This window comes from Streptomyces sp. NPDC015661, from assembly GCF_043077765.1.
Taxonomy (GTDB): Bacteria; Actinomycetota; Actinomycetes; order Streptomycetales; family Streptomycetaceae; genus Streptomyces.
Genome location: NZ_JBIBST010000012.1, coordinates 104,101 through 127,236, shown reverse-complemented (window position 1 = coordinate 127,236; position 23,136 = coordinate 104,101). Strand labels below are relative to the sequence as shown.

The window sequence follows — 23,136 nt, the reverse complement described above, 5'->3', positions numbered from 1 at the left end:
GTCCTCGTTCCGCCTCGTCCCACCCAGCCTACGGTCCTCCGGGGGGCCTCCCCCCCTCCCTCCCCCTCCCCCCTCAGTTGCCCCGCCCGCCCCGCGGGCTCGCACCGGCCCGGACGCACGCTCCCGCGTGCTCCCGCGCGGGCGAACGTCAGACGCCCAGTTCCGCCGCTATGCGGCCCGTGCGGACGGCCGCGAGCAGGTCGGCGTGGTCGGCCGTGGTGCGGTCCGCGTACGCGACGGCGAAGGAGGCGACGGCCTCGTCGAGCTCCTCGTTCTTGCCGCAGTAGCCGGATATCAAGCGCGGATCGGCGCTGTGGGCGTGCGCACGGACGAGCAGGGCGCCGGTCATCCGTCCGTAGTCGTCGAGCTGGTCCGCGGTGAGGGCGGCGGGATCGACGCTGCCCTTGCGGTTGCGGAACTGCCGCACCTGGAACGGCCGCCCGTCGACCGTGGTCCAGCCGAGCAGGATGTCGCTGACGACCTGCATCCGCTTCTGCCCGAGCACCACGCGCCGCCCCTCGTGACCGGCGTCCGGCACGGTGAAGCCGGCGGCCGGCAGGTGGGGCAGCAGGGCCGAGGGCCGGGCCTCCTTCACCTGGAGCACCAGCGGCTCGCCCCGGTGGTCGAGCAGCAGGACCACATAGGAGCGGGTGCCGACGCTCCCGGTGCCGACCACTCGGAAGGCCACGTCGTGGACGGCGTACCGGGCGAGGAGCGGCAGTCTGTCCTCGGACACGGTCTCCAGGTACGCGCCGAGGGATTCGGCGACCTCGGCCGCTTCGGCGTCCGGGACCCTGCGCAGTACCGGGGGAGCGGCCACGAACCTGCGGCCGCCGCCCTCGGCGTCCGCGACGGCCTCGGTCGACCGGGCGGCGAACCGGGCGCTCGTGTTGTTGCGGGCCTTGGCGGAGACCCGCTCCAGGGTGCCGAGGAGGTCGCGGGCGTCGGTGTGCGAGACGAGTTCCTCGTCGGCGATCGCGTTCCAGGCGTCGAGTGCGGGCAGCCGGGCGAGCAGGCGCATGGTCCGCCGGTACGCGCCGACGGTGTCGAAGGCGGCGGCCCGGCACACGTCCTCGCTCGCCCCCACCTCACGGCCGGCGAGGACGAGTGAGGTGGCGAGCCGCTTGAGGTCCCATTCCCAGGGGCCGACGACGGTCTCGTCGAAGTCGTTGAGGTCCATGACGAGCCGGCCGCGGGCGTCACCGTAGAGGCCGAAGTTGGCGGCGTGCGCGTCGCCGCATATCTGGGCGGCGATCCCGGTGACGGGCGTCCCGACGAGGTCCTGGGCCATCAGCCCGGCGGAGCCGCGCAGAAAGGCGAAGGGGCTCGCCGCCATCCTGCCGACCCGTATGGGCGCGAGCTCGGGGACCCGGCCGCGGCTCGATTCCTCGACGGCGCGCACGGCGTCCGGGCGGTCGGCGGCGAGGGCCGGCCGGTCGTGCGAGGAACGGGGCACCCGCTCGCGCAGCTGCTTGCCGCGGTCCCTGGGGGAGACGCCGGCGCCGGGGGCGGCGCGGCGCGCGAAGCCCGGCACGTGCGGGACGCGCGCCCCGTCCTGCGCTCCGTCCGTACCGCGCTGTCCTGGCACGACGGCCCGGATCTCGTCCATGGGACGCCCTCCCCCGATGCGATGTCCAACATCATCCGGCCCAGACCGTACCGCCGTTCCCGATCAGCCGTCTCCCCCTGTGGACAACGCCCTGTGGACAACTCTCAGACCGCGACGGCCTCCTCCATTTCCCTCTCCGCTTCCTTCTCCGTTTCCTCCGCGATCTCGGCCGGGGCCGGCCTCTGGACGAGCGGGCCGCCCGCCCTCTTGCGGCGGGCTTCCGTGAGCCCGGCGAGGACGACGAGCGTGGCACCGGCGAGGAGCCAGAGGGCGAGGACGAGGATGTTGCGGCCGAGCCCGTGGCCGTCGAAGTAGACGTGGCCGCGGACGCCCTCGACGAAGCCCGCGCCGTTCCAGAAGGCGTGCAGCGCGCCGAAGAAGCCGGGCTGGAGCTCGGGCCGGTAGATGCCGCCGGAGCTCGTGAAGTTGAGCATGACGAAGAGCACCATCACGCCGAGCGTGGTCCAGCGGCGCAGGAAGGTGTGCAGGCCGACGCCGACGGCGAGGATGCCCGCCGCGTACAGCCAGGACAGCGCCCATACGCCGCCGAGGCCCTGGTCGACGAGGTGGAAGACGGGCCCGGCGAAGAGGGTGCCGATGAGGCTGACGACGAGCGACATGCCGGCGGCGAGGAGGGCCCTGATCCGCATGGACAGGACGGCTCCGGCTCCGCCGATGACGGCGACCGAGGCGTAGGCGCCGATGCTGAGGGCGACGAGGAGGAAGAAGACGCCCTGGCCCGTGGGGTCGCCGGAGGCGGTGGGGGCGATGTCGGTGACCTCGAGGGGTGCGTCCTGGGCGGCGGCGACCTGGGTGAAGACCTTCTCGACCGCCATGGCGCTGGTGTCGGAGGAGCCCGAGGCGACGAGCAGCTCGGGCTTCTCGCCGGGGAGGTAGGCGCCGAAGCTGCGCTGCTCGCGCAGTGCGGAGACGGCCGTGTCCCGGTCGGCGACGGTACGGACGTCGAGGGCGCCGGCGCCCTTGTCCTGGAGGGTCTGTGCGAGGACCTGTGTGGTGGGGCCGGAGCCGACGACGTCGACGCGCAGGTCGTGGGGTTCGGGCGCGTGGAAGGCGCCGAGGTAGGCGAGCCCCATGCCGACGCACATCAACAGGGGGGTGAGCAGATGTCCGAGGACATGCCGCAACGCACCGCCGGTGTTCGGTCCTGCGGACACCGAGACCTCCATGGTTGGCTTTTACAACTAAAGAACCGTTGTACTATACAACCGAAAGCCCGCAGGGGTCGACCGGCGTCCGGACCACCCCGAACCACAGCAGGGAGCGCACGATGACCGGCGGCGCACAGCCATCCCGCGAGGCGTCCCTGGACGTCATCCAGCGCGAGCTGACGGCCTTCGCCCGCCGGGCCCGCGCCGCGGCGGCCCGGGTCCATCCCGAGCTCCCGCTCGTCTCGTACACGCTCCTCGCCCACATCGAGGAGCAGCGCGGCTGCCGCGCCACCGACCTCGCGGCCCACTACCTCCTGGACAAGTCGACGGTGAGCCGTCAGGTCGCCGGCCTGGAGAAGCTCGGTTTCGTCGAGCGCCGCCCGGCCCCGGACGACCACCGGGTGCACGTCCTGCATCCCACGGAGGCCGGTACGAAGGTCCTGGCCGCGGCCCAGACGAGCCGCATGGCCGCCTTCCAGGAGCGCCTGGGGGACTGGTCGGCCGAGGACCTCGACCGCTTCGCCGCGTACCTGTTGCGCTACAACGCCGCGGCCCCGGGCCCCGGCCCCGGCACCCCGGCGAACTGAGCCGCGGGGCACCCCGGCGAACTGAGCCGCGCCCCCGCCCCTCCTACAGCCCCGCGTCCCGCGCGAGCAGGGCCGCCTGTACGCGGTTCTCGCAGTGCAGCTTGGACAGGATCCGGCTCACGTACGTCTTCACCGTGGCCTCGCTCATGTGCAGCCGCCTTCCGGCGTCCGCGTTGGAGAGTCCCTCCCCGAGCAGCGCCAGGACGTCGCGCTCCTTCTCGCTGAGGGCCGCCACCCGTGCCCGCGCCTGCTCGGCGCGGGCCGACTCCCGGCCGCCGGCCAGCCGCTCCACGACGTGCCGGGTCGCCGCCGGCGACAGATACGCGTCGCCCGCCGCGGCCGCCCGCACCGCCCCGATCAGCTCGGCGGGCGCGGTGTCCTTGAGCAGGAACCCGGCACCCCCGTGCTCCAGGGCCCGCAGGACGTTCTCCCGCTCCCCGAAGGTCGTCAGGATGATCACGCGGGCCGCGGGCGCCGCCCGGCGCAGCTCCGGCAGGGCCGAGAGTCCGTCGAGCACCGGCATCTGGATGTCGAGCAGCACCACGTCGGCGGCGTGCGCCCGCGCGGCCTCGACCGCCGCCCGTCCGTCGGCCGCCTCCCCCACGACCTCGATCCCCGGGTCCGAGATGAGGATCATCCGGATCCCGGCCCTGATCAGAGGCTCGTCGTCGGCGATCACGACCCTGATGGGCTGCCCTGCCACAGCTTCTCCCCCACGCCTCCGGTACGGGCGGTGCGGCGCTACCGCTGCTCGACCACGTACGACTTCTTCTCGATCAGCTTGCCGTCCTTGAAGCAGAACCGGAAAACCGGCTCCTCCTCATAGGTCTCGCCCATCTCGGAGGACATCAGCACCAGGCAGCTGGAGCCCTCCGGCCGGGCGGGCCCCGACCCGCCGAGGCCTGCCGTGGCTATGGTGTCGCCCGAGGGCAGCTGGTCACGGACTTCCTTCTCGGTCATCCCGACCTTCACCGCCTCGTACTGGGCGGGGTCGATCATCCCTTCCTTCAGCGAGCCCATCAGGAAGTAGAGACCGAAGCCACCGGCCACCACCAGCAGGACGAGCGCCGCGAACGCGATCCCGCAGCCCAGCGCGATCGACCCGCCCGTGCTCCTGCCCCTGCCCCCACGCACCGCCATCGCCAGCTCCCGCTCCGTGAACGTCCAGTCGGCAGGTCCGACCGCGACCGGACGACCATCGCCCGCCAGCGGTTTCGTGGTCTGCTGCCGGAAGTCGTCGGCCGCATCGACCAAAGGCGCTGCCTCGGCGACCGGCGCCGCTCCGTACGGCAGCATCCCGGCCACCCGGAACCCGCCGCCGTCGGCCGGGCCCGCGTGGCACATGCCGCCCACGAGCCGGGCCCGCTCGGCGAGCCCGGCCAGGCCCTGCCCGCCGCTCACGACGTCCTTCACCGGTCCGTCCACCGGCTCCCCGTTGACGACCTCGACGACGAAGGTGTCCGGCTCGTACCGCAGCTCGACGCCGATCGGCGTGCCCGGCGCGTACTTGTAGGCGTTGGTCAGGGCCTCCTGCACGATCCTGTACGCGGCGTGGTCGGCGGCCGGCGCCAGCGGTCTCCGGTCCCCCAGCCGCCGCAGTCCGACCGAGGTGCCGGCCGCCCGGGCCGCCGCCACGAGCCCCTCGATGCCGGCGATCCCGCGGGCGGCCCGTCCCGTCTCGTCCCCGGCCAGGGCGGGCGCAGACGCCGTCCCGTCCTCCGCCGCGACGCCGTCGCGGAGTATCCCGACGACCTCCCGCAGTTCGTGCATGGCGGTCACCGAGGCGGTCCGCAGGACGCCGACCACCTCGCGCTGCCGCTCGCCCAGCTCCCGGTCCACTTCGAGGGCCCCGGTGTGCACGGCGATCAGCGCCAGCTGGTGCCCGAGGCTGTCGTGCATGTCCTGGGCGATCCGCTGCCGCTCGCGCAGCCGGGCGTGCCAGACCACCATGCTCCGCTCCCGCAGCAGCTGCGCGTTGCGTTCCTGGAGGGCGTGGAGCAGGGTCCGCCGCTGGGTCCAGTACCGGTGGGCGAGCCCGGGAGCCAGGGTGGTGCCCAGGTAGTAGAGGGTCGCCAGGAAGGCGACGGAGAGCAGTCTCTGCCGGTCCCAGGTCTCCAGGAGCGTCCCGCCGACGTTGAGGACGAAGGCGGCGATGAAGGCGGCGAGCGCACGCCCGGCACTGGCCACGTACCGGCCGGACGACCAGCCGAGCACGATGAGCAGGAGCGCGAGGCCGGGCAGGAAGGGCGTGAGCGCGGCGGTCAGGACGAGCGCGCTCGCGGGAAGTCTGCGCCGCAGCAGCGACAGCAGGGCCGCGCCGGCGGCGACCGCGGCGAGGCTCCATCCCTCGCCGCCCATGAGTTCCTCGATCCCCGCCGCGAGCAGCGCGAGGACCACGGCGAGGGCCACCTCACCGGTGATCCTGCGCCGCGACCACTGACCGGGCACGGCGAACCAGCTCCACCCGGCGGCGGCCCTTGACCTGATCCCCCGCGTGGTCCGGCTCCCCGACTTCGACATGTCGTCCACGCTCGAACCCTAGGCAGCGGCCGGGGTCCCGGACGTCCCTCTTTCGTCTCGCGGTCGGACGACCAAAGTCGCGGCCCCGACCACCCGCCGAGCCTCCGGCTCCCCGTCCCCCTCACCCGTACGAGGTGGGAAGGGTCACATCCGTACCGACAAACGCGGAAGCCCCGTAGGTCGATGACCTACGGGGCTTCCGTCTGGTGCGCGAGGGGGGAGTTGAACCCCCACGCCCTTGCGGGCACTGGAACCTGAATCCAGCGCGTCTGCCTATTCCGCCACCCGCGCATTGGGTGATCTCCCTGCCCTCTCACTTTTCGGTGGGAGCGCCTGGCGACATCTGAAGATTAGCACGTCGCAGACCGTGGATTCACATCCGTTGTTTCGCCCCCGCTCCCGGAGAACAAGGAGAGGGAGGGAGGGAGGCGCGCCTGGACCGCGAGAGCGCAAGCGGGGAGGAGTGGGGAAGCGCAGGCACGGAGAGGAGCAGGGGAGGAGGGAGGAAGGGACGAGGGAGGAGGGGGAGAAGGAAGGGAGAAGGAGGGAGGAAGCGGACGGACCGTGCCGGAACCCCGGCCCGAGCCTCCGCTCCCACAGCCGGGTGCGGGACACTGTCCACAGGCCGCCTCTACGATCCGTGGGGAAAGCCTGTGAGAGGTGACACTCGTCCACAGGGCAGAGAAGGGGAACCAGCCGATTTCCCGACGCGTGGATACGATCAGTAAGCAGTACCAGGGCGACAACGACGGAGGAGGTGCCCCATGGGAGTCCTGAAGCGTTTCGAGCAGCGTCTCGAAGGTCTGGTCAACGGCACCTTCGCCAAGGTCTTCAAGTCCGAGGTCCAGCCCGTCGAGATCGCCGGCGCGCTCCAGCGCGAGTGCGACAACAACGCGACGATCTGGAACCGCGAGCGGACCGTCGTCCCCAACGACTTCATCGTGGAGCTGAGCACGCCCGACTACGAGCGTCTCAGCCCCTACTCGGGCCAGCTCGGCGACGAGCTCGCCGGCCTGGTCAGGGACTACGCGAAGCAGCAGCGGTACACCTTCATGGGCCCGATCAAGGTCCACCTGGAGAAGGCCGAGGATCTCGACACCGGCCTGTACCGCGTCCGCAGCCGCACGCTCGCGTCGAGTACGTCACAGCCGCAGCCGCCCTCCGGGGGGCCGCAGCACCAGCAGCAGCAGGGCCGCGGCGGCTACGGGTACCCCCCGGCCGGCGCCCCGCCCATGCCCGCCTCCCCGCCTCCCGGCGCGCCCGGCCACCGGCCGACGGCGCCCGCCGGACGCCCGGCGGGCGGCCCCGGATCCATGCCCGGCCCCGCCACCCACGGCGGAGCGGGCGCTCCGGTGCGCCGCTGGATCGAGATCAACGGCACCCGCCATCAGATCTCCCGCCCGACCCTGGTCCTCGGCCGCAGCACCGACGCGGACGTGAGGATCGACGATCCCGGCGTCTCCCGCCGGCACTGCGAGATCCGGACCGGAACGCCCTCGACGATCCAGGATCTGGGATCCACCAACGGCATCGTGGTGGACGGGCAGCACACCACCCGCGCTACGCTCCGCGACGGCTCGCGGATCGTCGTGGGCAGCACCACCATCGTTTACCGGCAAGCCGAAGGGTGAAGCGGGGGCAATGTCAGAGCTGACCCTGACGGTCATGCGGTTGGGTTTCCTGGCCGTTCTGTGGCTGTTCGTCATCGTGGCCGTCCAGGTCATCCGCAGCGACCTTTTCGGTACGCGGGTCACCCAGCGCGGTTCGCGGCGCCAGGAGGCGCGACCCCAGCAGAACGCGCGCCAGGCCGCCACGCCGCCGCAGCAGCGCGGCCAGCAGAACACGGGCGGCCGCCAGCGCCGCGGCGCCCCGACCAAGCTGGTCGTCTCCGAGGGCACCCTCACCGGCACGACCGTCGCCCTCCAGGGCCAGACGATCACGCTGGGCCGGGCGCACGACTCGACGATCGTCCTCGACGACGACTACGCGTCCAGCCGCCACGCCCGGATCTACCCGGACCGGGACGGCCAGTGGATCGTCGAGGACCTCGGGTCCACCAACGGCACGTATCTCGACCGGAACCGTCTCACCACCGCCACACCCATTCCGCTGGGCGCGCCGATCCGGATCGGCAAGACCGTCATCGAGCTTCGGAAGTAGTGCTACATCATGAATGAGCGCGAGCGGAGCGAGCGAGCCGGGACGGTCCCCGCCGCGGGACGTGCCGCGCTCCCGACCGGAGCGACTGAATCGACCGGCGTGGCCGGAGCGACCGGAGGGTGGGCAGTGTGGGTCGAGACCGGCTGTACCCCGATGCAGCGTCGACAGGGCAGGTGCGCATGACTCTGTCCCTGCGATTCGCCGCGGGCTCGCACAAGGGCATGATCCGCGAGGGCAACGAGGACTCGGGCTACGCCGGTCCCCGGCTGCTCGCCATCGCGGACGGCATGGGCGGCCAGGCCGCCGGCGAGGTCGCCTCCTCCGAGGTGATCTCCACGCTCGTCACGCTCGACGACGACGTCCCCGGCTCCGACATCCTCACCTCGCTGGGTACGGCGGTGCAGCGCGCCAACGACCAGCTGCGGATGATGGTCGAGGAGGACCCGCAGCTGGAGGGCATGGGCACCACGCTCACCGCCCTCCTGTGGACCGGCCAGCGGCTCGGTCTCGTGCACGTCGGAGACTCGCGCGCCTATCTGCTCCGCGACGGTGTCCTCACCCAGATCACCCAGGACCACACCTGGGTCCAGCGCCTCGTCGACGAGGGCCGGATCACCGAGGAAGAGGCCACCACCCACCCGCAGCGCTCGCTCCTGATGCGCGCGCTCGGCAGCGGCGACCACGTCGAACCCGATCTCTCCATCCGTGAGGTCCGGGCCGGCGACCGCTATCTGATCTGCTCCGACGGCCTGTCCGGCGTGGTCTCGCACCAGACCCTCGAGGACACCCTCGCCAGCTACCAGGGCCCGCAGGAGACCGTGCAGGAGCTGATCCAGCTCGCGCTGCGCGGCGGCGGCCCCGACAACATCACGGTGATCGTCGCCGACGTCCTCGACGTCGACGGCGGCGACACCCTCGCCGGTCACCTCAGCGACACCCCGGTCATCGTGGGCGCCGTCGCCGAGAACCAGCAGGCACAGCTGAACGACGGCGGGGCGATGCAGACCCCGGCCGGCCGGGCCTCGGGCCTCGGCCGCCCCGCGCCGCACCAGCAGCCGCCCGCCGGCGGCTTCGGTCCGCCCGGCAGCGGCGAGGACCACGGCTACGGCGGCATGCCCCCGCAGGGCTCCTTCGACTCGTACGCGGACGACGACTTCGTCAAGCCGCGCACCGGCCGCAAGTGGCTCAAGCGCTCCTTCTTCATCGTCCTCGCCCTCGCCGTCGTCGGCGGCGGCCTCTACGGCGCCTGGCGCTGGACCCAGACGCAGTACTTCGTGGGTGCCAAGGACCAGCACGTGGCGCTGTACCAGGGCATCAGCCAGGACCTGGCGTGGGTGTCGCTCTCGAAGGTCGAGAAGGACCACCCCGAGATCGAACTCAAGTACCTCCCCGCCTACCAGCGGAAGCAGGTCGAGGACACGATCGCGGGCGGCAGCCTCGGCAAGGCCGAGACGAAGATCTCCGAGCTCGCCGTGCAGGCCTCGGCCTGCAAGAAGGCCGAGCAGCGGCACGCCGCCGCCGAGAAGGCCGCCGACCAGGCGAGCAAGCCGCCGGCCACCCAGAAGCCGAACGGCACCGCCACCCCTGACTCCAAGCCCACCACAGCCGCTCCGTCCCCGGGTCCCACCCTCACCGCGGAGGAGCAGAAGCTGGCCTCGAACTGCGGCAAGCAGTAAGCACCCGTAGGGGGCCTTTCACCACCATGAGCGTTGTCACCAACACGACCACCATCGGCGCGATCGAGGCGCCGAGCCGCCGCAACACCGAGCTGGCGCTGCTCGCGTTCGCCGTCGTCATCCCGGTGTTCGCGTACCTCAACGTGGGCCTGGCCATCGACGGCAAGGTCCCGGCCGGCATGGCCGGGTACGGCCTCGGCCTGGCGCTGCTCGCGACCGTCGCCCATCTCGTGGTGCGCAAGTGGGCCCCGTACGCGGACCCGCTGCTGCTGCCGCTGGCGACCCTGCTCAACGGGCTGGGCCTGGTGCTGATCTGGCGTCTCGACCAGTCGCCGCGGCTGATCGCGACCTCGATGCGGCTGTACAAGAGCTTCAGCCCCGACGCCCCCAGCCAGATGATGTACTCGGCGGTCGGCGTCGCCATGTTCGCGGGCGTGCTGCTGCTGCTCAAGGACCACCGCGTCCTCCAGCGCTACACGTACATCTCCATGGTCGTGGCCCTCGTCCTGCTGCTGCTGCCGCTCGTCCCGGGCCTCGGCGCGGACGTCTTCGGCGCCAAGATCTGGATCCGCATCGGCGGCTTCTCGATCCAGCCCGGCGAGTTCGCCAAGATCGTGCTGGCCGTCTTCTTCTCCGGCTACCTGATGGTGAAGCGGGACGCGCTGGCCCTGGCCAGCCGCCGTTTCATGGGGCTCTACCTGCCGCGCGGCCGTGACCTCGGCCCGATCCTGACGATCTGGGCGGTCAGCCTCCTCATCCTGGTCTTCGAGAACGACCTCGGTACCTCGCTCCTGTTCTTCGGCATGTTCGTGATCATGCTGTACGTGGCGACCGAGCGGACCAGCTGGATCGTCATGGGTCTGCTGATGGCCGTCGCGGGCGCGGTGGTCGTCGGCTCCACGGCCAGTCACGTGAAGTCGCGTGTGGCCGCGTGGCTCGACCCCTTCGGCTGCCTGGAGACCGCCACCGACCAGAACATGCTGAACGCCTGTGACCAGATGACACAGGTGCTCATGTCGTTCGGTTCGGGCGGCATCCTCGGTACCGGTCTGGGCCAGGGCAACTCCGACCTCATCCAGTTCGCCGCCAACTCCGACTTCATCTTCGCCACGGTCGGCGAAGAGCTCGGCCTGACCGGCGTCATGGTCTTCCTGCTGCTGTACGGCCTGATCATCGAGCGCGGCATCCGTACCTCCCTCGCCGCCCGCGACCCCTTCGGCAAGCTGCTCGCGATGGGCCTGTCCGGCGCCTTCGCGCTCCAGATCTTCGTCGTCGCCGGCGGTGTGATGGGCCTCATCCCGCTCACCGGTATGACCATGCCGTTCCTCGCGTACGGCGGTTCGTCCGTGATCGCCAACTGGGCCCTGATCGGCATCCTCATCCGGATCAGCGACACCGCGCGCCGTCCCGCGCCCGCGCCCGCCCCGTCCCCCGACGCCGAGATGACCCAGGTGGTCCGTCCGTGAACAAGCCGCTGCGGCGGGTCGCGATCTTCTGCGGCCTGCTGGTCCTCGCCCTGCTCCTGCGGGACAACTGGCTCCAGCTGGTCCGCGCCGACGAGCTGAACGCGCACCCCAAGAACCGGCGCGTCCAGATCGAGCGGTACTCGAACGAGCGCGGCAACATCATCGTCGACGGCAAGCCGATCACGGGCTCCGCCGACTCGGGCGACAAGTTCTACAAGTACAAGCGGACCTACATGGACGGCCCCATGTGGGCCCCGGTCACCGGCTACGCCTCGCAGGCGTACGACGCCAACCAGATCGAGAAGATCGAGGACGGCATCCTCACCGGCAACGACGACCGGCTGTTCTTCGACCGCACCCTCGCCATGTTCACCGGTGAGAAGAAGAAGGGCGGCGACGTCGTCACCACCCTCAGCGGCGCCGCGCAGAAGGCCGCCTACGAGGGCCTCGGCGACAAGACCGGCGCGGTCGTCGCCATCGAGCCGAGCACCGGCAAGATCCTCGCGATGGCGTCCACGCCCTCGTACGACCCCTCCACCTTCGCCGGCTACTCCGGCAAGGACGAGAAGGCCTGGGTCGCGCTGGAGAAGGACAAGAACAAGCCGAAGCTGAACCGCGCGATCCGCGAGATCTACCCGCCCGGCTCCGTCTTCAAGGTCGTGACCGCCGCCGCCGCGCTGGAGAACGGCAAGGTCACCGACATCAACGCGCCGACCGACACCCCCGAAGGCTGGAAGATCCCGCTCTCCAACAGGGAGATGGTCAACCACGCCAAGGGCTGCGCGAACACCAGCCTCAACCACGCGCTGGAGATCTCCTGCAACTCGGTCTTCGCGAAGCTCGGCGACGACGTCGGCCGCGACAAGATGGTCGAGATGGCGGAGAAGTTCGGCTTCAACGCCGAGCAGTTCACCCCGGTCCGCTCCTCGGCCTCCGTCTTCGACAAGAAGGCCGACAAGGGCGGCAACGCGCTCTCGTCCATCGGCCAGTACAACACCGCGACCACCCCGCTGCAGATGGCGATGGTCACAGCGGCGATCGCCAACGACGGCAAGCTGATGAAGCCGTACATGATCGACCAGCTGCGGGCCCCGAACCTCGACATCATCAAGCAGAACGAGCCCGAGGAGATGAGCCGCCCGGTCTCCCCTGAGACCGCCCAGAAGCTCCAGCAGATGATGGAGAACGTCGTCTCCAACGGCACCGGCGGCAACGCCGACCTGAACATGGACGGCGTGAAGGTCGGCGGCAAGACGGGTACGGCCCAGCACGGCGAGAAGAACGCCAAGCGTCCCTACGCCTGGTTCATCTCGTATGCCAAGACGGCCGAGGGTTCCCCGGTCGCGGTCGCCGTCGTCGTCGAGGACTCGGCGGGCACCGACCGTGAGGACATCACCGGTGGCGGCCTGGCCGCCCCGATCGCGAAGGCCGTGATGAAGGCGGTCATCAAGAGCCGGGGCTGACCCCCCGGACCCCGTACGAGCCAGGTACCGGTCAGGTATCAGCTACCGGCCCCGGGCGGAACGCCTTCCCGGGGCCGGTAGCGTATGCGCGAACAGCACACACCGCCGGACCACCCATGGGTGCGGTCGGGACAGACGGAGAGGGCTGGATTAGCTATGGAAGAGCCGCGTCGCCTCGGCGGCCGGTACGAGCTGGGCCCGGTGCTCGGCCGTGGTGGCATGGCCGAGGTGTACCTCGCCCAGGACACCCGGCTCGGCCGCACCGTCGCCGTGAAGACGCTGCGGGCCGACCTGGCCCGTGATCCGTCCTTCCAGGCCCGGTTCCGCCGTGAGGCACAGTCCGCCGCCTCGCTGAACCATCCGGCGATCGTCGCGGTCTACGACACCGGCGAGGACTACGTCGACCAGGTCTCCATCCCGTACATCGTGATGGAGTACGTCGACGGGTCGACCCTGCGTGAGCTGCTTCACTCCGGGCGCAAGCTGCTGCCCGAGCGCACGCTCGAAATGACGGTCGGCATCCTCCAGGCGCTGGAGTACTCGCACCGCGCCGGCATCGTGCACCGTGACATCAAGCCGGCGAACGTCATGCTGACGCGCACCGGCCAGGTCAAGGTCATGGACTTCGGCATCGCGCGCGCCATGGGCGACTCGGGCATGACCATGACGCAGACCGCCGCGGTGATCGGCACGGCCCAGTACCTCTCCCCGGAACAGGCCAAGGGCGAGCAGGTCGACGCCCGCTCCGACCTGTACTCCACCGGCTGCCTGCTCTACGAGCTGCTCACCGTCCGGCCCCCGTTCATCGGCGACTCCCCGGTCGCGGTCGCGTACCAGCACGTCCGCGAGGAGCCGCAGCCGCCGAGCAACTTCGACCCCGAGATCACGCCCGAGATGGACGCCATCGTCCTGAAGGCGCTGGTCAAGGACCCCGACTACCGCTACCAGTCCGCCGACGAGATGCGCGCGGACATCGAGGCCTGCCTCGACGGTCAGCCGGTCGCGGCCGCCGCCGCGATGGGGATGGGCATGGCGGGCGCGCCCGCGTACGGCGGGGGCTACGGCGGCTATCCGCCGGAGGACCAGCCGACCACGGCGCTGCGCCAGGCCGACCCGGCCGGCCAGACGTCGATGCTGCCGCCGGTCAACCCGGACGACGGCGGCTACGGCTACGACGACCGTCCGGACCGCCGTCGCGGCGGTGGCCAGAAGAAGTCGAACACCTCGACGATCCTGCTGGCCCTCGCGGGTGTCCTGGTGCTCGTCGGCGCGATCTTCATCGGTGTCTCGCTCTTCGACAAGAAGGACGGCCCGCAGAAGGTCACGGTCCCGCAGCTGGTCGGCCAGACCATGGCCGCGGCGACCGACCGCGCGAAGAACGCCCAGGTGAAGGTCCAGCAGGCCGGCACCGAGCGCTGCGACCAGCCCAAGGACACCATCTGCCGTCAGGATCCGGCCGCGAACGGCACCGCGACGATGGACGCCGACGGCACGATCCAGGTGTTCGTCTCCGAGGGCTCCCCGCTCGTCGAGGTCCCGGACGTCATGGAGCAGTCGCAGGAGCGGGCCGAGCAGACCCTCAAGGACAAGGGCTTCAAGGTCAAGGTCGAGCAGGAGGAGTCCGAGGAGGAGCCCGGTACGGTCCTGCGCCAGAACCCGGAGGGCGGCACCAAGGCCGAGCAGAACTCCCCGATCACGATCACCGTCGCGAAGAAGCAGCTGTCCGAGCTTCCCAGCGTCAAGACCCGTGACTACAACCAGGCCCTCCAGCAGCTGAACGCGATCGGCTTCAAGAACGTGAACAAGGAGGAGGTCGACTCGCCCGAGCCCGCGGGCACGGTCATCGACCAGACCCCGCAGGGCCCGTCGAACCAGCCGCTGGACGTCCAGATCACGCTGAAGGTCTCCAAGGGCCCGCAGCAGCAGACGGCCCAGATCCCCACGGGACTGACCGGCAAGAAGTTCAAGGACGTCCGGGACCTGCTGCAGAGCATGGGCTTCACGGTCACCCAGGTGGGCTCCGACAAGGAGGACGCCATGGTCATCAACACGAACCCGCCGGAAGGTTCGACGGTCCCCACCAACCAGCCGATCACCGTCAACACCATCGGCGGCGGCGGGGACAACAACAACGGGAACCCCGGCGGCGGCTTCTTCGGCTGACGCCCCGCAGGCACCCGGTACACACACGGGAGAGCCCCGGCATCCAGGACGGATGCCGGGGCTCTCCCGTGTGCCGGGGTTCAGCGCAGCTCGGCCGGCGGGGTGCGGTCGCGGTCGACCTTCTCCGTGCGTTCCAGTTCGCCCCAGACGATGTAGCGGTAGTCCGAGGTGTACATCGGGGTGCAGGTGGTCAGCGTGATGTAGCGGCCGGGCTTGCTCTTCCCGGATTCCTTCGGGACGGGCTGGAGGACGTCCACGTTGAACTTCGTGGTCTCGGGCAGGGTCTTGTAGACCTTGTAGACGTACCAGGTGTCCTTCGTCTCGAAGACGATCGCGTCCCCGGTCTTCAACTTGTGGATGTTGTGGAACTTCGCCCCGTGCCCGTCCCGGTGCGCGGCGAGCGTGAAGTTGCCCTGCTTGTCCTGCGGCAGCGCGGACTTGATCGGGTCCGTGTAGTAGCCGGCGACACCGTGGTTGAGGACGTCGGTGCCGGTGCCCTGCTTCACCAGGACCTCGCCGTTCTTCATGGCGGGTACGTGGAGGAAGCCGATGCCGTCCTTGGTGTCGAGCGCCCCGGGGCCCTGGTCGGCCCACTGGTCGCGGACCTGTGCGCCGTCCTTGTCCGCGGCGCGGTCGGCGAGGACGTTCGTCCACCACAGCGAGTAGACGACGAAGAGGCCGAGTACCAGGCCCGCAGTGATGAGGAGTTCGCCGAAGAGGCTGATGATCCCGGCGATCCGGTTGCGCGCGCGTGCCACTAGGTCGTCCCGTCGTCCCGTCCGGAGGTGTGGGGTCTCAGCCTACGAGCGCTTCCGGCTTTCCCTTGCTGCGCGGGCGTTCCTCGACCAGCTTGCCCCACACGATCAAGCGGTACGTGCTCGTGAACTCCGGTGTGCAGGTGGTCAGCGTGATGTACCGGCCGGGTCCCTTGAAGCCGGACTGCCTCGGTACGGGGTCGATCACCGAGACGTTGGAGGGCGAGGTCTGCGACAGGACGCTCGCCATCTCGTACGTGTAGTACGCGCTCTTCGTCTCGACGACGATCGGGTCGCCGGGCTTCAACTGGTTGATGTACCGGAACGGTTCGCCGTGCGTGTTGCGGTGGCCGGCCACCGCGAAGTTGCCCTGCTTGTCGGCCGGCATGGCCGTCTTGAGCTTGCCCTCGCCGTAGTGGCCGACCATGCCCTTGTCGAGGACCTTGGTCTTGCTGATGCCCTCGGCGATGGGGACGACCACGTCCAGCTTGGGGATGTACATGATGGCGAAGCCCTTGCCGGGCTCGAAGGCCTCGGGCTTGTCCTCGCCGCCGCCCTGGGACCAGGTGTCCTCGATCTGCTCCTTGGCCCGGTCGGTCTCCTGGCCGGCGAGGACGTTCGTCCACCACAGCTGGTACGTGACGAAGAGCAGCATGACGACGCCGAAGGTGATGAAGAGTTCTCCGACGACCCGGCTGGCGACGACGCCGACGCTCTCCTTCGCGGCGCGGGCGGCGCGCCGCGCCTCGACGCGGGACAGGGGCCGCCCTTCGGCCGCGGACGGCGCCGGGGTCGCGGGGGTGCCGCCCCGGTTTCGGCCACGGCCGCCCTTGGCGGCGCGACGGCGCTCGGCACGCCCGGGCCCCGGGCCCGGCTCGGAAGGCGCCTCGGGGGACGTCCCGGAGGGCTCTTCCAGGGCCCGCAGGGGCATCGTCTCGTCCCGGGGGGCCACCGGGGCCTCCTCCGCCTCGTACGCCCCGTACGAGGGCGCGTAGGGGGCCTCGGGGGCGTACGGCTCGGCGGGGGTGGCGGCGGGCGCGTAGGAGTTCTCGGGGGCGTACGGCTGCTCGGCGGGCGGCGCATAGGGCTCGGCCGCCGCGAACGACGGCTCGGCGGGCGCGTACGACGCCTCGGCGGGTACGTGCGCGGTGCCTGCCCCGTACGTCGCGCCTGTCCCGTACTGGTCACCGGCCCCGTACTGGTCTCCGGCCCCGTACTGCTCGGCCGGTACGTGCTGCGCGGCCGGTGCGTGCTGCGCGGCCGGTGCGTGCTGCGCGGCCGGTGCGTACGGTTCGGCGGGCGCGTACGGGTCCCCGGGTATCGGCTCCGGCTCCGGCCCCCGCCCCGGCCCGTTCGTCGGCCGGAACCACGGCGAGCCCGTCGTCACGCGACGGCCTTGCCCACCACCGGAGCGAGCCCCGCCGACCGGCCGACCGCCCCCTTGTCGCCGCACTGCTCCAGCCAGTTGGCGAGCATCAGGTGCCCGTGCTCGGTGAGGACCGACTCGGGGTGGAACTGCACTCCCTCGACGGGGAGTTCACGGTGGCGCAGCCCCATGATGATGCCGTCCTCGGTCCGTGCCGTGACCTCCAGCTCGGCCGGCACGGTGGCGGGCTCGGCCGCCAGCGAGTGGTAGCGGGTCGCGGTGAACGGCGAGGGCAGACCGGCGAAGACGCCCTTGCCCTCGTGCGTGACGAGCGAGGTCTTGCCGTGCAGCAGCTCGGGCGCGCGGTCGACGACTCCGCCGTACGCCACGGCCATCGACTGCATGCCGAGGCAGACGCCGAAGACGGGCACACCGGTGTCGGCGCAGTGCCGGACCATGTCGATGCAGACGCCGGCCTGCTCGGGCGCGCCGGGCCCGGGGGACAGCAGGACGCCGTCGAAGCCGTCCTGGGCGTGGCTCAGCTCGACCTCGTCGTTGCGGAGGACTTCGCACTCGGCGCCGAGCTGGTAGAGGTACTGAACGAGGTTGAAGACGAAGCTGTCGTAGTTGTCGACGACGAGAATTCGCGCGCTCACTGGCCGTCCACCGTCACATCGTTGAACGGAAGCAGAGGCTCCGCCCAGGGGAACACGTACTGGAAGAGGACATAGACGACCGCGAGGACCAGCACGATCGAGATCAGCGCCCGTACCCACGCGTTGCCCGGCAGATGCCGCCAGATCCAGCCGTACATGACGTGGACCGCCCCTTCCGTTCGTTACGGGGACCAGAGTACGGGGCGAGGGCGCCGTGAGGGGTCAGCTGTCCAAAGCCTGTGGACGGCCGTCGGTCACGGGGCGGGTGGCGTCGAGGTGCGCCCAGACGATCAGCCGGTGGCTGCTGCCCCACTCGGGGTCGCAGGTGGTGAGGGTGAGGTAGCGGCCGGGCCCGTCGAAGCCCGACTTCCTGGGGACGGGGTCGACGACGGCGGTGTCTCCGGGGACGGTCCGGTAGGGGCCGCGGTCGATCCGGTAGGTGAACCAGGTCGTGCCGTCGGTGAGGACGACCGCGTCGCCGGGGCGCAGGCGCGGGAAGTCCTTGAAGGGGTCGCCGTGCGTGCGGCGGTGGCCGGCGACGGCGAAGTTGCCGGTGCCGCCGAGCGGGGCGGTGCGGGTGTAGTGCCCGAGGCCCTTCTTCAGGACGTCGGGGCCCGTGCCTTCGAGGACGGGCCATTTCCAGTCGCGGCCGAGCCGGGGGACGTACATCACGGCGATGCCCTTGCCGGTGACGTACGGCGGCGGTACGCGCGCGGGTGCGGGTACGGCGGCGACGGGGGTGTCGGCCCATTCCCGCTGGAGGGTGTCGATCTGGGCGGCGCTCGCGCTGTCGGCCTGGACGCCGGTCCAGTACAGGAGGTAGGCGACGAAGAGGACGATGAGGGCGCCGGCGGTGATGCACAGCTCGCTGAGGGTCCTCACGAGGAGACGCAAGCGGCCCTCCCGCTGTCAGCTCACCGGCTTCGCGTAGTGGAGGTCCACTGTGCCCGAGTACCCGGGAAGAGTCACCGCCTTGTGCTCGTCCACTTTCCAGCCGAGCCCGTACGCCTTGACGTACAGCTGGTAGTTCTGGAGCGCGGGGGAGTCGGCCAGCGCCTTGGTCAGCCTGCCCCGGTCGCCGACGGCGGTGATCTTGTAGGGCGGCGAGTAGACGCGGCCCTGGAGGATCAGGGTGTTGCCGACGCAGCGCACGGCGCTGGTGGAGATGAGCCGCTGGTCCATGACCCGGATGCCTTCGGCGCCGCCCTGCCACAGGGCGTTGACGACGGCCTGGAGGTCCTGCTGGTGGATGACCAGGTCGTTGGCCTGCGGTTCGGGGTAGCCGGGGGCGGCCTGGGCGTTCGGCGGGGCGTCGTCGAGGGTGACGGTGAGGCCGGAGCCGGAGACCTCGGTGGTCCCCGCCTTCGCTTCGAGCGCGTCGAGTTTCTCGTCCTGCGCGCGCGTGGAGCCGTCGTCGCGGGCGGCGAGGGAGTCGACCTGGCCGCGGAGGGTGGCGGTGGACTCGTCGAGGCCGGCGTTCTTGTGGCTGCGTTCCTCGATCAGGTCGGAGAGCCTGAGGAGCGAGGCGTCCGTGCGGATGTTGGTGCCCTTGGCCGTGTTGAAGCTCGTCACGAAGATCAGTCCGGCGAGGGCGAAAACGGCAAGGGTCAGCACTCGGACGGGGCGCCACCTCGTGGTGCGGCCCGGCCCTTCGGGAGTGTCGGCGGAATTGCTCAACGTACCCTGATCCCCTTCGGTGCCTCGGAACCACTACGCTAACGGACGCCTGGGGGACGCAGTCGTCCTCCTTCGTCACATCCCGGCGCCAGCCACAGTTCCCTGCGCGGTCACGCAGCGCATCGACAGGAGAGTCCCTCGTGCCGAAGTCACGGATCCGCAAGAAGGCCGACTTCACGCCTCCGCCCGCCAAGCAGGCCACCAACATCAAGCTGACCAATCGCAGCTGGGTGGCGCCCGTGATGCTGGCCCTGTTCGCCATCGGTCTGGTGTGGATCGTGGTCTTCTACGTCACCGACGGCTCCATGCCGGTCGAGTCGATCCGGAACTGGAACATCGTGGTGGGCTTCGGCTTCATCGCGGCCGGGTTCGGCGTCTCCACGCAGTGGAAGTAGCCGCGGGCCGGTCGGTGCGGCGGTCGCGGTAGCGGTCGCGGCGGCCTCTCGTCAAGCTCTCCCCCGAGCTTATCCACAGCGTTGTGCACAGCACTGGATAACTTACGAAGATCTGTGGATAACTCGCACGAGGTTGACGGCGGTATGACCGGAATCACCCTCGGCAGAACATGCGACGCCCCTCGCCTCCCTGGAGAAATACCAGGTCAGAGGCGAGGGGCGCGGTCTTTCCCCACAGTGCGGGAAAGATTCGCCACACGCTGTGGATAACTCTGGGGAAAGCTCACAGAAGAGCTCTTCCACAGGCCCCTGTGCTCAGGTGAGCGCGGCCGATCGGGCGAGCACGATCCCCAGGTCGATCAGGAGCACCAGGGCACAGGCCCCGTACTGCACGAGGGCCCGCCGGGCCCGGGGCGCGTGCACCATCGCGTACGTCACCAGGACACCGGCCACCAGACCGCCGATGTGCGCCTGCCAGGAGATCCCCGGACGGGTGAACGTGATGAGCAGGTTCAGCGCCACGAACAGGAGCGCGGGACGCATGTCCTGCCGCCGGCGCCGGGCCAGCACGATCCAGGCGCCGAGCAGGCCGTAGACGATGCCGGAGGCGCCGAGCGAGAACTGGTTCTGCGGGGAGAGCAGATAGGCGAGCGCGGAGCCGGAGAGCCCGGAGAGCAGACACAGGGCCGTGTACCGGATCCGCCCCAGCTCGGGTTCGACGATCCCGCCGATCATCCACAGGCCCAGCATGTTGAAGAGGAAGTGCGGGATCTCCTGGTGGAGGAAGGCGGAGGTCAGCAGCCGGTACCACTCGCCGTCGGCGACCCCGACCGGCTCACCGCTCGGAAGGTAGGCGCCGCCGATCAGGGCGAGGTCGTCGAGGAGCCGGTCGCCGACCACCTGGACGGCGATGAACAGCGCCAGGTTGATCGCCATGAGGATCTTGGTGACGAGGCGCCCGTCCGTCGCCACCCGGCCGCCCGCGAGCGTCCGGGGCTGGTTGGCCCCGGCGGCGTGGCCGGTGCCCGAGCCATCCCGTACGCACTCGGGGCACTGGAAGCCGACGGACGCGGAGATCATGCACTGCGTGCAGATGGGCCTGTCGCAGCGGGCGCAGCGGATGCCGGTCTCGGCCTCCGGGTGGCGGTAGCAGCGCAGCAGACCGGGCTGCGTGTCCATGACGGGTTCCGTCCCTTCCGCCTCAGCGCTTCTCGATCACCACGGACTCGACGACCACGTCCTGGAGCGGGCGCTCGGTGTGGGGGTCGGTCGCGGTGCTCGCGATCGCGTCCACGACCTTCCGGCTCTCCTTGTCGACGACCTCGCCGAAGATGGTGTGCTTGCGGTTCAGCCAGGTCGCGGCACCGACGGTGACGAAGAACTGGGAGCCGTTGGTGCCCGGGCCCGCGTTGGCCATGGCCAGCAGGTAGGGGCGGTCGAAGAAGAGCTCCGGGTGGAACTCGTCGGCGAACTCGTAGCCGGGGCCGCCCGTGCCGTTCCCCAGCGGGTCGCCGCCCTGGATCATGAAGCCCTTGATGACCCGGTGGAAGACCGTTCCGTCGTAGAGCGGGTCCGAGGAGACCGTGCCGGTGGCGGGGTGCGTCCACTCGCGCTCGCCGGAGGCGAGCTCGACGAAGTTCCGGACCGTCTTCGGGGCGTGGAACGGCATCAGCCGCACCTCGATGTCGCCCAGGCTCGTCTTGAGGATCGCGTACAGCTGCTCGGCCACGGTCGCCTTCCGTCCCACGTCGTGTCGCGTCGCGTCGTGCCGCGTCCCGCGTCATGTCACGTCTGTTCTCTGGCGTGTCCGATCCTCGCATGCCCCGGATGCCAGCCCCACATGCCGGACGCCGCTCCGGCGGGCATGATTCCGAAAAGGATGGAAAGGTGAAAAACCGACATCGCCACCGAGGAGGAGGAATCCCGTGACCCGCATGGACAGCGTGCGCGCCGCGACAGGTTCGGCGAAGGAGAGCGTCCTGCACGCCGCGGAAGTGGTGGCGCCGTACGCCGGCACGGCCAAGGACCAGGCCACGCACTACGCGCACGAGGCGCGGGTGGTGATCGGCCCGAAGCTCTCGAAGGCCGCTCATCAGGCCCGTACACAGGCTCGCGCGCAGTACGACTGCTATGTCGCACCGCATGTACCGCCGCGGGTCGACGCGGCCGCACATCGTGCGGCGGTCAAGACCCGCGAGGCCGCCCGTCAGGCGGCCGACTACACCGTTCCGCGCGTCGAGAGCGCGGTCGCCGCGACCGGTCCCGTCCTCGAGGAGGCCGGATCGCGTTCCACTGCCGCCTGGGCCGCGCTGCGCGGTCAGGTGACGCCGAGGGAAATCCAGAAGATCATGAAGAAGCACGAGCGTCGGGCCAGGGCCGGACGCCTCGCCAAGGGACTCGTCGTCCTCGGCGTACTGGTCGGCGGCGCGTTCCTCGCCTGGAAGTGGTGGGACAAGCAGGCCAATCCCGACTGGCTGGTCGAACCTCCCGCTCCCACGGAGATGGACGAGGGCTCACCGCTGTCGTCCGTCGACGGCAGTGGGGCTCCCGACGAGGACGCGGACGTGGAGACCGAGGCGGATGACGATGCCGCAGCCGCCGCGGAGGCCGCCGAACGCGACGAACGCCGCTGACCGACCGCCACTCCTACCGGGTCCTACCGGGTCCTACCGGGTCCTACCGGGGTACTGCTGGGGTTCTACCGGGTCCTGCTGGGGTCCTGCTGGGGTTCTGCTGGGTCCTGCTGGGGCTTTACCGGTCCTGCTGGGTCCTGCTGGGGCTTTACCGGTCCTGCTGGGTCCTGCTGGGGCTTTACCGGTCCTGCTGGGTCCTGCTGGGTCCTGCTGGGGCTCTACTGGTCCTGCTGGGTCCTGCTGGGGCTCTACCGGTCCTGCCTGGTTCTGCTGCGGCCCTGCCGGGCCGCTGAGGTCCTGCGCGTGGGGTGTGGGGAGTACGCGTCGTCGTCTCCCCGCGCCCTACGCCGCCGCGGCGGCGAGCGCCAGGTCCGTCAGCGCGGCCGGGTCGCTCTCGACGCCGGCCGTCGACGAGGACCGCTGACGCGCGGAGGGGGAGGAACCGTGGGCCTCGGCGGCGATGCGCTGCTTGATGGTGGGCGGCAGGGAGCGGTCCCCGACGACGGGCCACTGATGCGTCCGCTGTGCCGGTACGGAGGCGAGGGCGCGCTCCCCGGCGGTCGCGGCGCGGACGGCGGCGGGCGGGGCCGGCTCCTCGGGCTGCTGGACGGCGGGCTGCCCGGCCGCGGCGGCGGTGTTCGCCAGGCCGACGGAGGCGAGCAGGGCGAAGAGGACGGAGATGAAGGCGGTCCAGAACTGCTTGACCTTGGCGGTGGCCATGACCCCTCACTTTCGTGACGTTCTCAGATGGTTCATTTCGGGTTGCGCGCTTTACGTACTTTTCTCATGATGTGGATGCGCCTCGGTTTTCCATGGACCGACGCCGCCGCCGCGCAGTTCT

At 70.5% G+C, this 23,136-nt stretch carries 22 protein-coding genes and 1 tRNA gene; 9 read left to right on the top strand and 14 right to left on the bottom strand.

Annotated features, from left to right (window positions below):
• Window positions 1-148 precede the first annotated feature (148 nt).
• Together ACF07V_RS30060 and ACF07V_RS30055 are read right to left on the bottom strand one after the other, a co-directional pair.
• A complete protein-coding gene (locus ACF07V_RS30060) occupies window positions 149-1,609 on the bottom strand; it encodes a DUF2252 domain-containing protein (protein ID WP_392158822.1) in 1,461 nt (486 codons plus the stop codon).
• Between the two features lie 104 nt (window positions 1,610-1,713).
• Window positions 1,714-2,796, bottom strand: a complete 1,083-nt coding sequence (locus ACF07V_RS30055; protein WP_392158821.1) for a hypothetical protein — start codon at window positions 2,794-2,796, stop codon at window positions 1,714-1,716.
• A gap of 101 nt (window positions 2,797-2,897) precedes the next feature.
• On the opposite strand from ACF07V_RS30055, the gene ACF07V_RS30050 reads away from it, so the two are divergent.
• The gene (locus ACF07V_RS30050) at window positions 2,898-3,365 is read left to right on the top strand and encodes a MarR family winged helix-turn-helix transcriptional regulator (protein WP_392158820.1); all 468 of its coding nucleotides are present in this window, start codon (window positions 2,898-2,900) and stop codon (window positions 3,363-3,365) included.
• A gap of 43 nt (window positions 3,366-3,408) precedes the next feature.
• On the opposite strand, the gene ACF07V_RS30045 is transcribed toward ACF07V_RS30050, so the two are convergent.
• The 3 genes from ACF07V_RS30045 to ACF07V_RS30035 form a co-directional block, all read right to left on the bottom strand.
• Entirely contained in the window at window positions 3,409-4,068 is a 660-nt protein-coding gene (locus tag ACF07V_RS30045; RefSeq protein WP_392158819.1) for a response regulator, read from the bottom strand.
• 38 nt (window positions 4,069-4,106) lie between these two features.
• On the bottom strand, window positions 4,107-5,885 hold the full coding sequence (locus tag ACF07V_RS30040) for a sensor histidine kinase (protein ID WP_392158938.1): 1,779 nt from the start codon (window positions 5,883-5,885) through the stop codon (window positions 4,107-4,109).
• A gap of 204 nt (window positions 5,886-6,089) precedes the next feature.
• Window positions 6,090-6,176: transfer RNA gene (locus ACF07V_RS30035), tRNA-Leu, on the bottom strand.
• Window positions 6,177-6,649: 473 nt separating this feature from the next.
• Here ACF07V_RS30035 and ACF07V_RS30030 point away from each other — a divergent pair.
• The 6 genes from ACF07V_RS30030 (at window position 6,650) to pknB (ending at window position 14,813) form a co-directional block, all read left to right on the top strand.
• On the top strand, window positions 6,650-7,516 hold the full coding sequence (locus tag ACF07V_RS30030; protein WP_392158818.1) for an FhaA domain-containing protein: 867 nt from the start codon (window positions 6,650-6,652) through the stop codon (window positions 7,514-7,516).
• A gap of 10 nt (window positions 7,517-7,526) precedes the next feature.
• The gene (locus ACF07V_RS30025; protein WP_392158817.1) at window positions 7,527-8,045 is read left to right on the top strand and encodes an FHA domain-containing protein; all 519 of its coding nucleotides are present in this window, start codon (window positions 7,527-7,529) and stop codon (window positions 8,043-8,045) included.
• A gap of 179 nt (window positions 8,046-8,224) precedes the next feature.
• Window positions 8,225-9,721 carry a Stp1/IreP family PP2C-type Ser/Thr phosphatase gene (locus tag ACF07V_RS30020; protein ID WP_392158816.1) on the top strand — a complete coding sequence of 499 codons (1,497 nt, stop codon included), beginning with the start codon at window positions 8,225-8,227 and terminating at the stop codon, window positions 9,719-9,721.
• A gap of 26 nt (window positions 9,722-9,747) precedes the next feature.
• On the top strand, window positions 9,748-11,187 hold the full coding sequence (locus ACF07V_RS30015) for an FtsW/RodA/SpoVE family cell cycle protein (RefSeq protein ID WP_392158815.1): 1,440 nt from the start codon (window positions 9,748-9,750) through the stop codon (window positions 11,185-11,187).
• Entirely contained in the window at window positions 11,184-12,650 is a 1,467-nt protein-coding gene (locus tag ACF07V_RS30010; RefSeq protein WP_392158814.1) for a peptidoglycan D,D-transpeptidase FtsI family protein, read from the top strand. The genes ACF07V_RS30015 and ACF07V_RS30010 overlap by 4 nt, the downstream gene beginning before the upstream one ends.
• Before the next feature lie 156 nt (window positions 12,651-12,806).
• On the top strand, window positions 12,807-14,813 hold the full coding sequence (gene pknB, locus ACF07V_RS30005) for a Stk1 family PASTA domain-containing Ser/Thr kinase (protein WP_392158813.1): 2,007 nt from the start codon (window positions 12,807-12,809) through the stop codon (window positions 14,811-14,813).
• Window positions 14,814-14,893: 80 nt separating this feature from the next.
• Here the strand turns inward: pknB and ACF07V_RS30000 are convergent, their stop codons facing one another.
• The 6 genes from ACF07V_RS30000 to ACF07V_RS29975 all read right to left on the bottom strand — a co-directional run bounded on the left by ACF07V_RS30000 (window position 14,894) and on the right by ACF07V_RS29975 (window position 19,267).
• Window positions 14,894-15,571, bottom strand: a complete 678-nt coding sequence (locus ACF07V_RS30000; protein WP_392158812.1) for a class E sortase — start codon at window positions 15,569-15,571, stop codon at window positions 14,894-14,896.
• A gap of 37 nt (window positions 15,572-15,608) precedes the next feature.
• Window positions 15,609-16,955: a class E sortase gene (locus tag ACF07V_RS29995; protein WP_392158811.1), complete on the bottom strand. Its 1,347-nt coding sequence runs from the start codon at window positions 16,953-16,955 to the stop codon at window positions 15,609-15,611.
• The gene (locus tag ACF07V_RS29990; protein ID WP_369145287.1) at window positions 16,952-17,590 is read right to left on the bottom strand and encodes an aminodeoxychorismate/anthranilate synthase component II; all 639 of its coding nucleotides are present in this window, start codon (window positions 17,588-17,590) and stop codon (window positions 16,952-16,954) included. Before ACF07V_RS29990 ends, ACF07V_RS29995 begins: the two co-directional genes overlap by 4 nt.
• On the bottom strand, window positions 17,587-17,748 hold the full coding sequence (locus ACF07V_RS29985; protein ID WP_015034837.1) for a hypothetical protein: 162 nt from the start codon (window positions 17,746-17,748) through the stop codon (window positions 17,587-17,589). Before ACF07V_RS29985 ends, ACF07V_RS29990 begins: the two co-directional genes overlap by 4 nt.
• 64 nt (window positions 17,749-17,812) lie before the next feature.
• Window positions 17,813-18,484 carry a class E sortase gene (locus ACF07V_RS29980; RefSeq protein ID WP_392158810.1) on the bottom strand — a complete coding sequence of 224 codons (672 nt, stop codon included), beginning with the start codon at window positions 18,482-18,484 and terminating at the stop codon, window positions 17,813-17,815.
• 15 nt (window positions 18,485-18,499) lie between these two features.
• A complete protein-coding gene (locus ACF07V_RS29975; RefSeq protein ID WP_392158809.1) occupies window positions 18,500-19,267 on the bottom strand; it encodes a DUF881 domain-containing protein in 768 nt (255 codons plus the stop codon).
• Window positions 19,268-19,407: 140 nt separating this feature from the next.
• On the opposite strand from ACF07V_RS29975, the gene crgA reads away from it, so the two are divergent.
• Window positions 19,408-19,662: a cell division protein CrgA gene (crgA, locus tag ACF07V_RS29970; RefSeq protein WP_056565215.1), complete on the top strand. Its 255-nt coding sequence runs from the start codon at window positions 19,408-19,410 to the stop codon at window positions 19,660-19,662.
• Between the two features lie 315 nt (window positions 19,663-19,977).
• On the opposite strand, the gene ACF07V_RS29965 is transcribed toward crgA, so the two are convergent.
• Together ACF07V_RS29965 and ACF07V_RS29960 are read right to left on the bottom strand one after the other, a co-directional pair.
• Window positions 19,978-20,841, bottom strand: coding sequence for a rhomboid family intramembrane serine protease (locus tag ACF07V_RS29965; protein ID WP_392158808.1), 864 nt, complete (start codon window positions 20,839-20,841; stop codon window positions 19,978-19,980).
• Between the two features lie 22 nt (window positions 20,842-20,863).
• Window positions 20,864-21,391: a peptidylprolyl isomerase gene (locus ACF07V_RS29960; protein WP_392158807.1), complete on the bottom strand. Its 528-nt coding sequence runs from the start codon at window positions 21,389-21,391 to the stop codon at window positions 20,864-20,866.
• 196 nt (window positions 21,392-21,587) lie between these two features.
• Between ACF07V_RS29960 and ACF07V_RS29955 the strand changes: the two genes are divergently transcribed.
• Window positions 21,588-22,295, top strand: coding sequence for a DUF5324 family protein (locus ACF07V_RS29955; RefSeq protein ID WP_392158806.1), 708 nt, complete (start codon window positions 21,588-21,590; stop codon window positions 22,293-22,295).
• A 342-nt stretch (window positions 22,296-22,637) separates the two neighbouring features.
• Here ACF07V_RS29955 and ACF07V_RS29950 read toward each other — a convergent pair whose 3' ends face one another.
• Entirely contained in the window at window positions 22,638-23,015 is a 378-nt protein-coding gene (locus ACF07V_RS29950) for a DUF6344 domain-containing protein (RefSeq protein ID WP_392158805.1), read from the bottom strand.
• Window positions 23,016-23,136: the final 121 nt, after the last annotated feature.

What these genes read in the sequence shown, in the direction of transcription:
- ACF07V_RS30060 (WP_392158822.1), bottom strand. Translation starts at nt 1,609, where the DNA reads ATGGACGAGATCCGGGCCGTCGTGCCAGGACAGCGCGGTACGGACGGA.
- ACF07V_RS30055 (WP_392158821.1), bottom strand. Translation starts at nt 2,796, where the DNA reads ATGGAGGTCTCGGTGTCCGCAGGACCGAACACCGGCGGTGCGTTGCGG.
- ACF07V_RS30050 (WP_392158820.1), top strand. Translation starts at nt 2,898, where the DNA reads ATGACCGGCGGCGCACAGCCATCCCGCGAGGCGTCCCTGGACGTCATC.
- ACF07V_RS30040 (WP_392158938.1), bottom strand. Translation starts at nt 5,885, where the DNA reads ATGTCGAAGTCGGGGAGCCGGACCACGCGGGGGATCAGGTCAAGGGCC.
- ACF07V_RS30030 (WP_392158818.1), top strand. Translation starts at nt 6,650, where the DNA reads ATGGGAGTCCTGAAGCGTTTCGAGCAGCGTCTCGAAGGTCTGGTCAAC.
- ACF07V_RS30025 (WP_392158817.1), top strand. Translation starts at nt 7,527, where the DNA reads ATGTCAGAGCTGACCCTGACGGTCATGCGGTTGGGTTTCCTGGCCGTT.
- ACF07V_RS30020 (WP_392158816.1), top strand. Translation starts at nt 8,225, where the DNA reads ATGACTCTGTCCCTGCGATTCGCCGCGGGCTCGCACAAGGGCATGATC.
- ACF07V_RS30015 (WP_392158815.1), top strand. Translation starts at nt 9,748, where the DNA reads ATGAGCGTTGTCACCAACACGACCACCATCGGCGCGATCGAGGCGCCG.
- pknB (WP_392158813.1), top strand. Translation starts at nt 12,807, where the DNA reads ATGGAAGAGCCGCGTCGCCTCGGCGGCCGGTACGAGCTGGGCCCGGTG.
- ACF07V_RS29985 (WP_015034837.1), bottom strand. Translation starts at nt 17,748, where the DNA reads ATGTACGGCTGGATCTGGCGGCATCTGCCGGGCAACGCGTGGGTACGG.
- ACF07V_RS29965 (WP_392158808.1), bottom strand. Translation starts at nt 20,841, where the DNA reads ATGGACACGCAGCCCGGTCTGCTGCGCTGCTACCGCCACCCGGAGGCC.
- ACF07V_RS29950 (WP_392158805.1), bottom strand. Translation starts at nt 23,015, where the DNA reads ATGGCCACCGCCAAGGTCAAGCAGTTCTGGACCGCCTTCATCTCCGTC.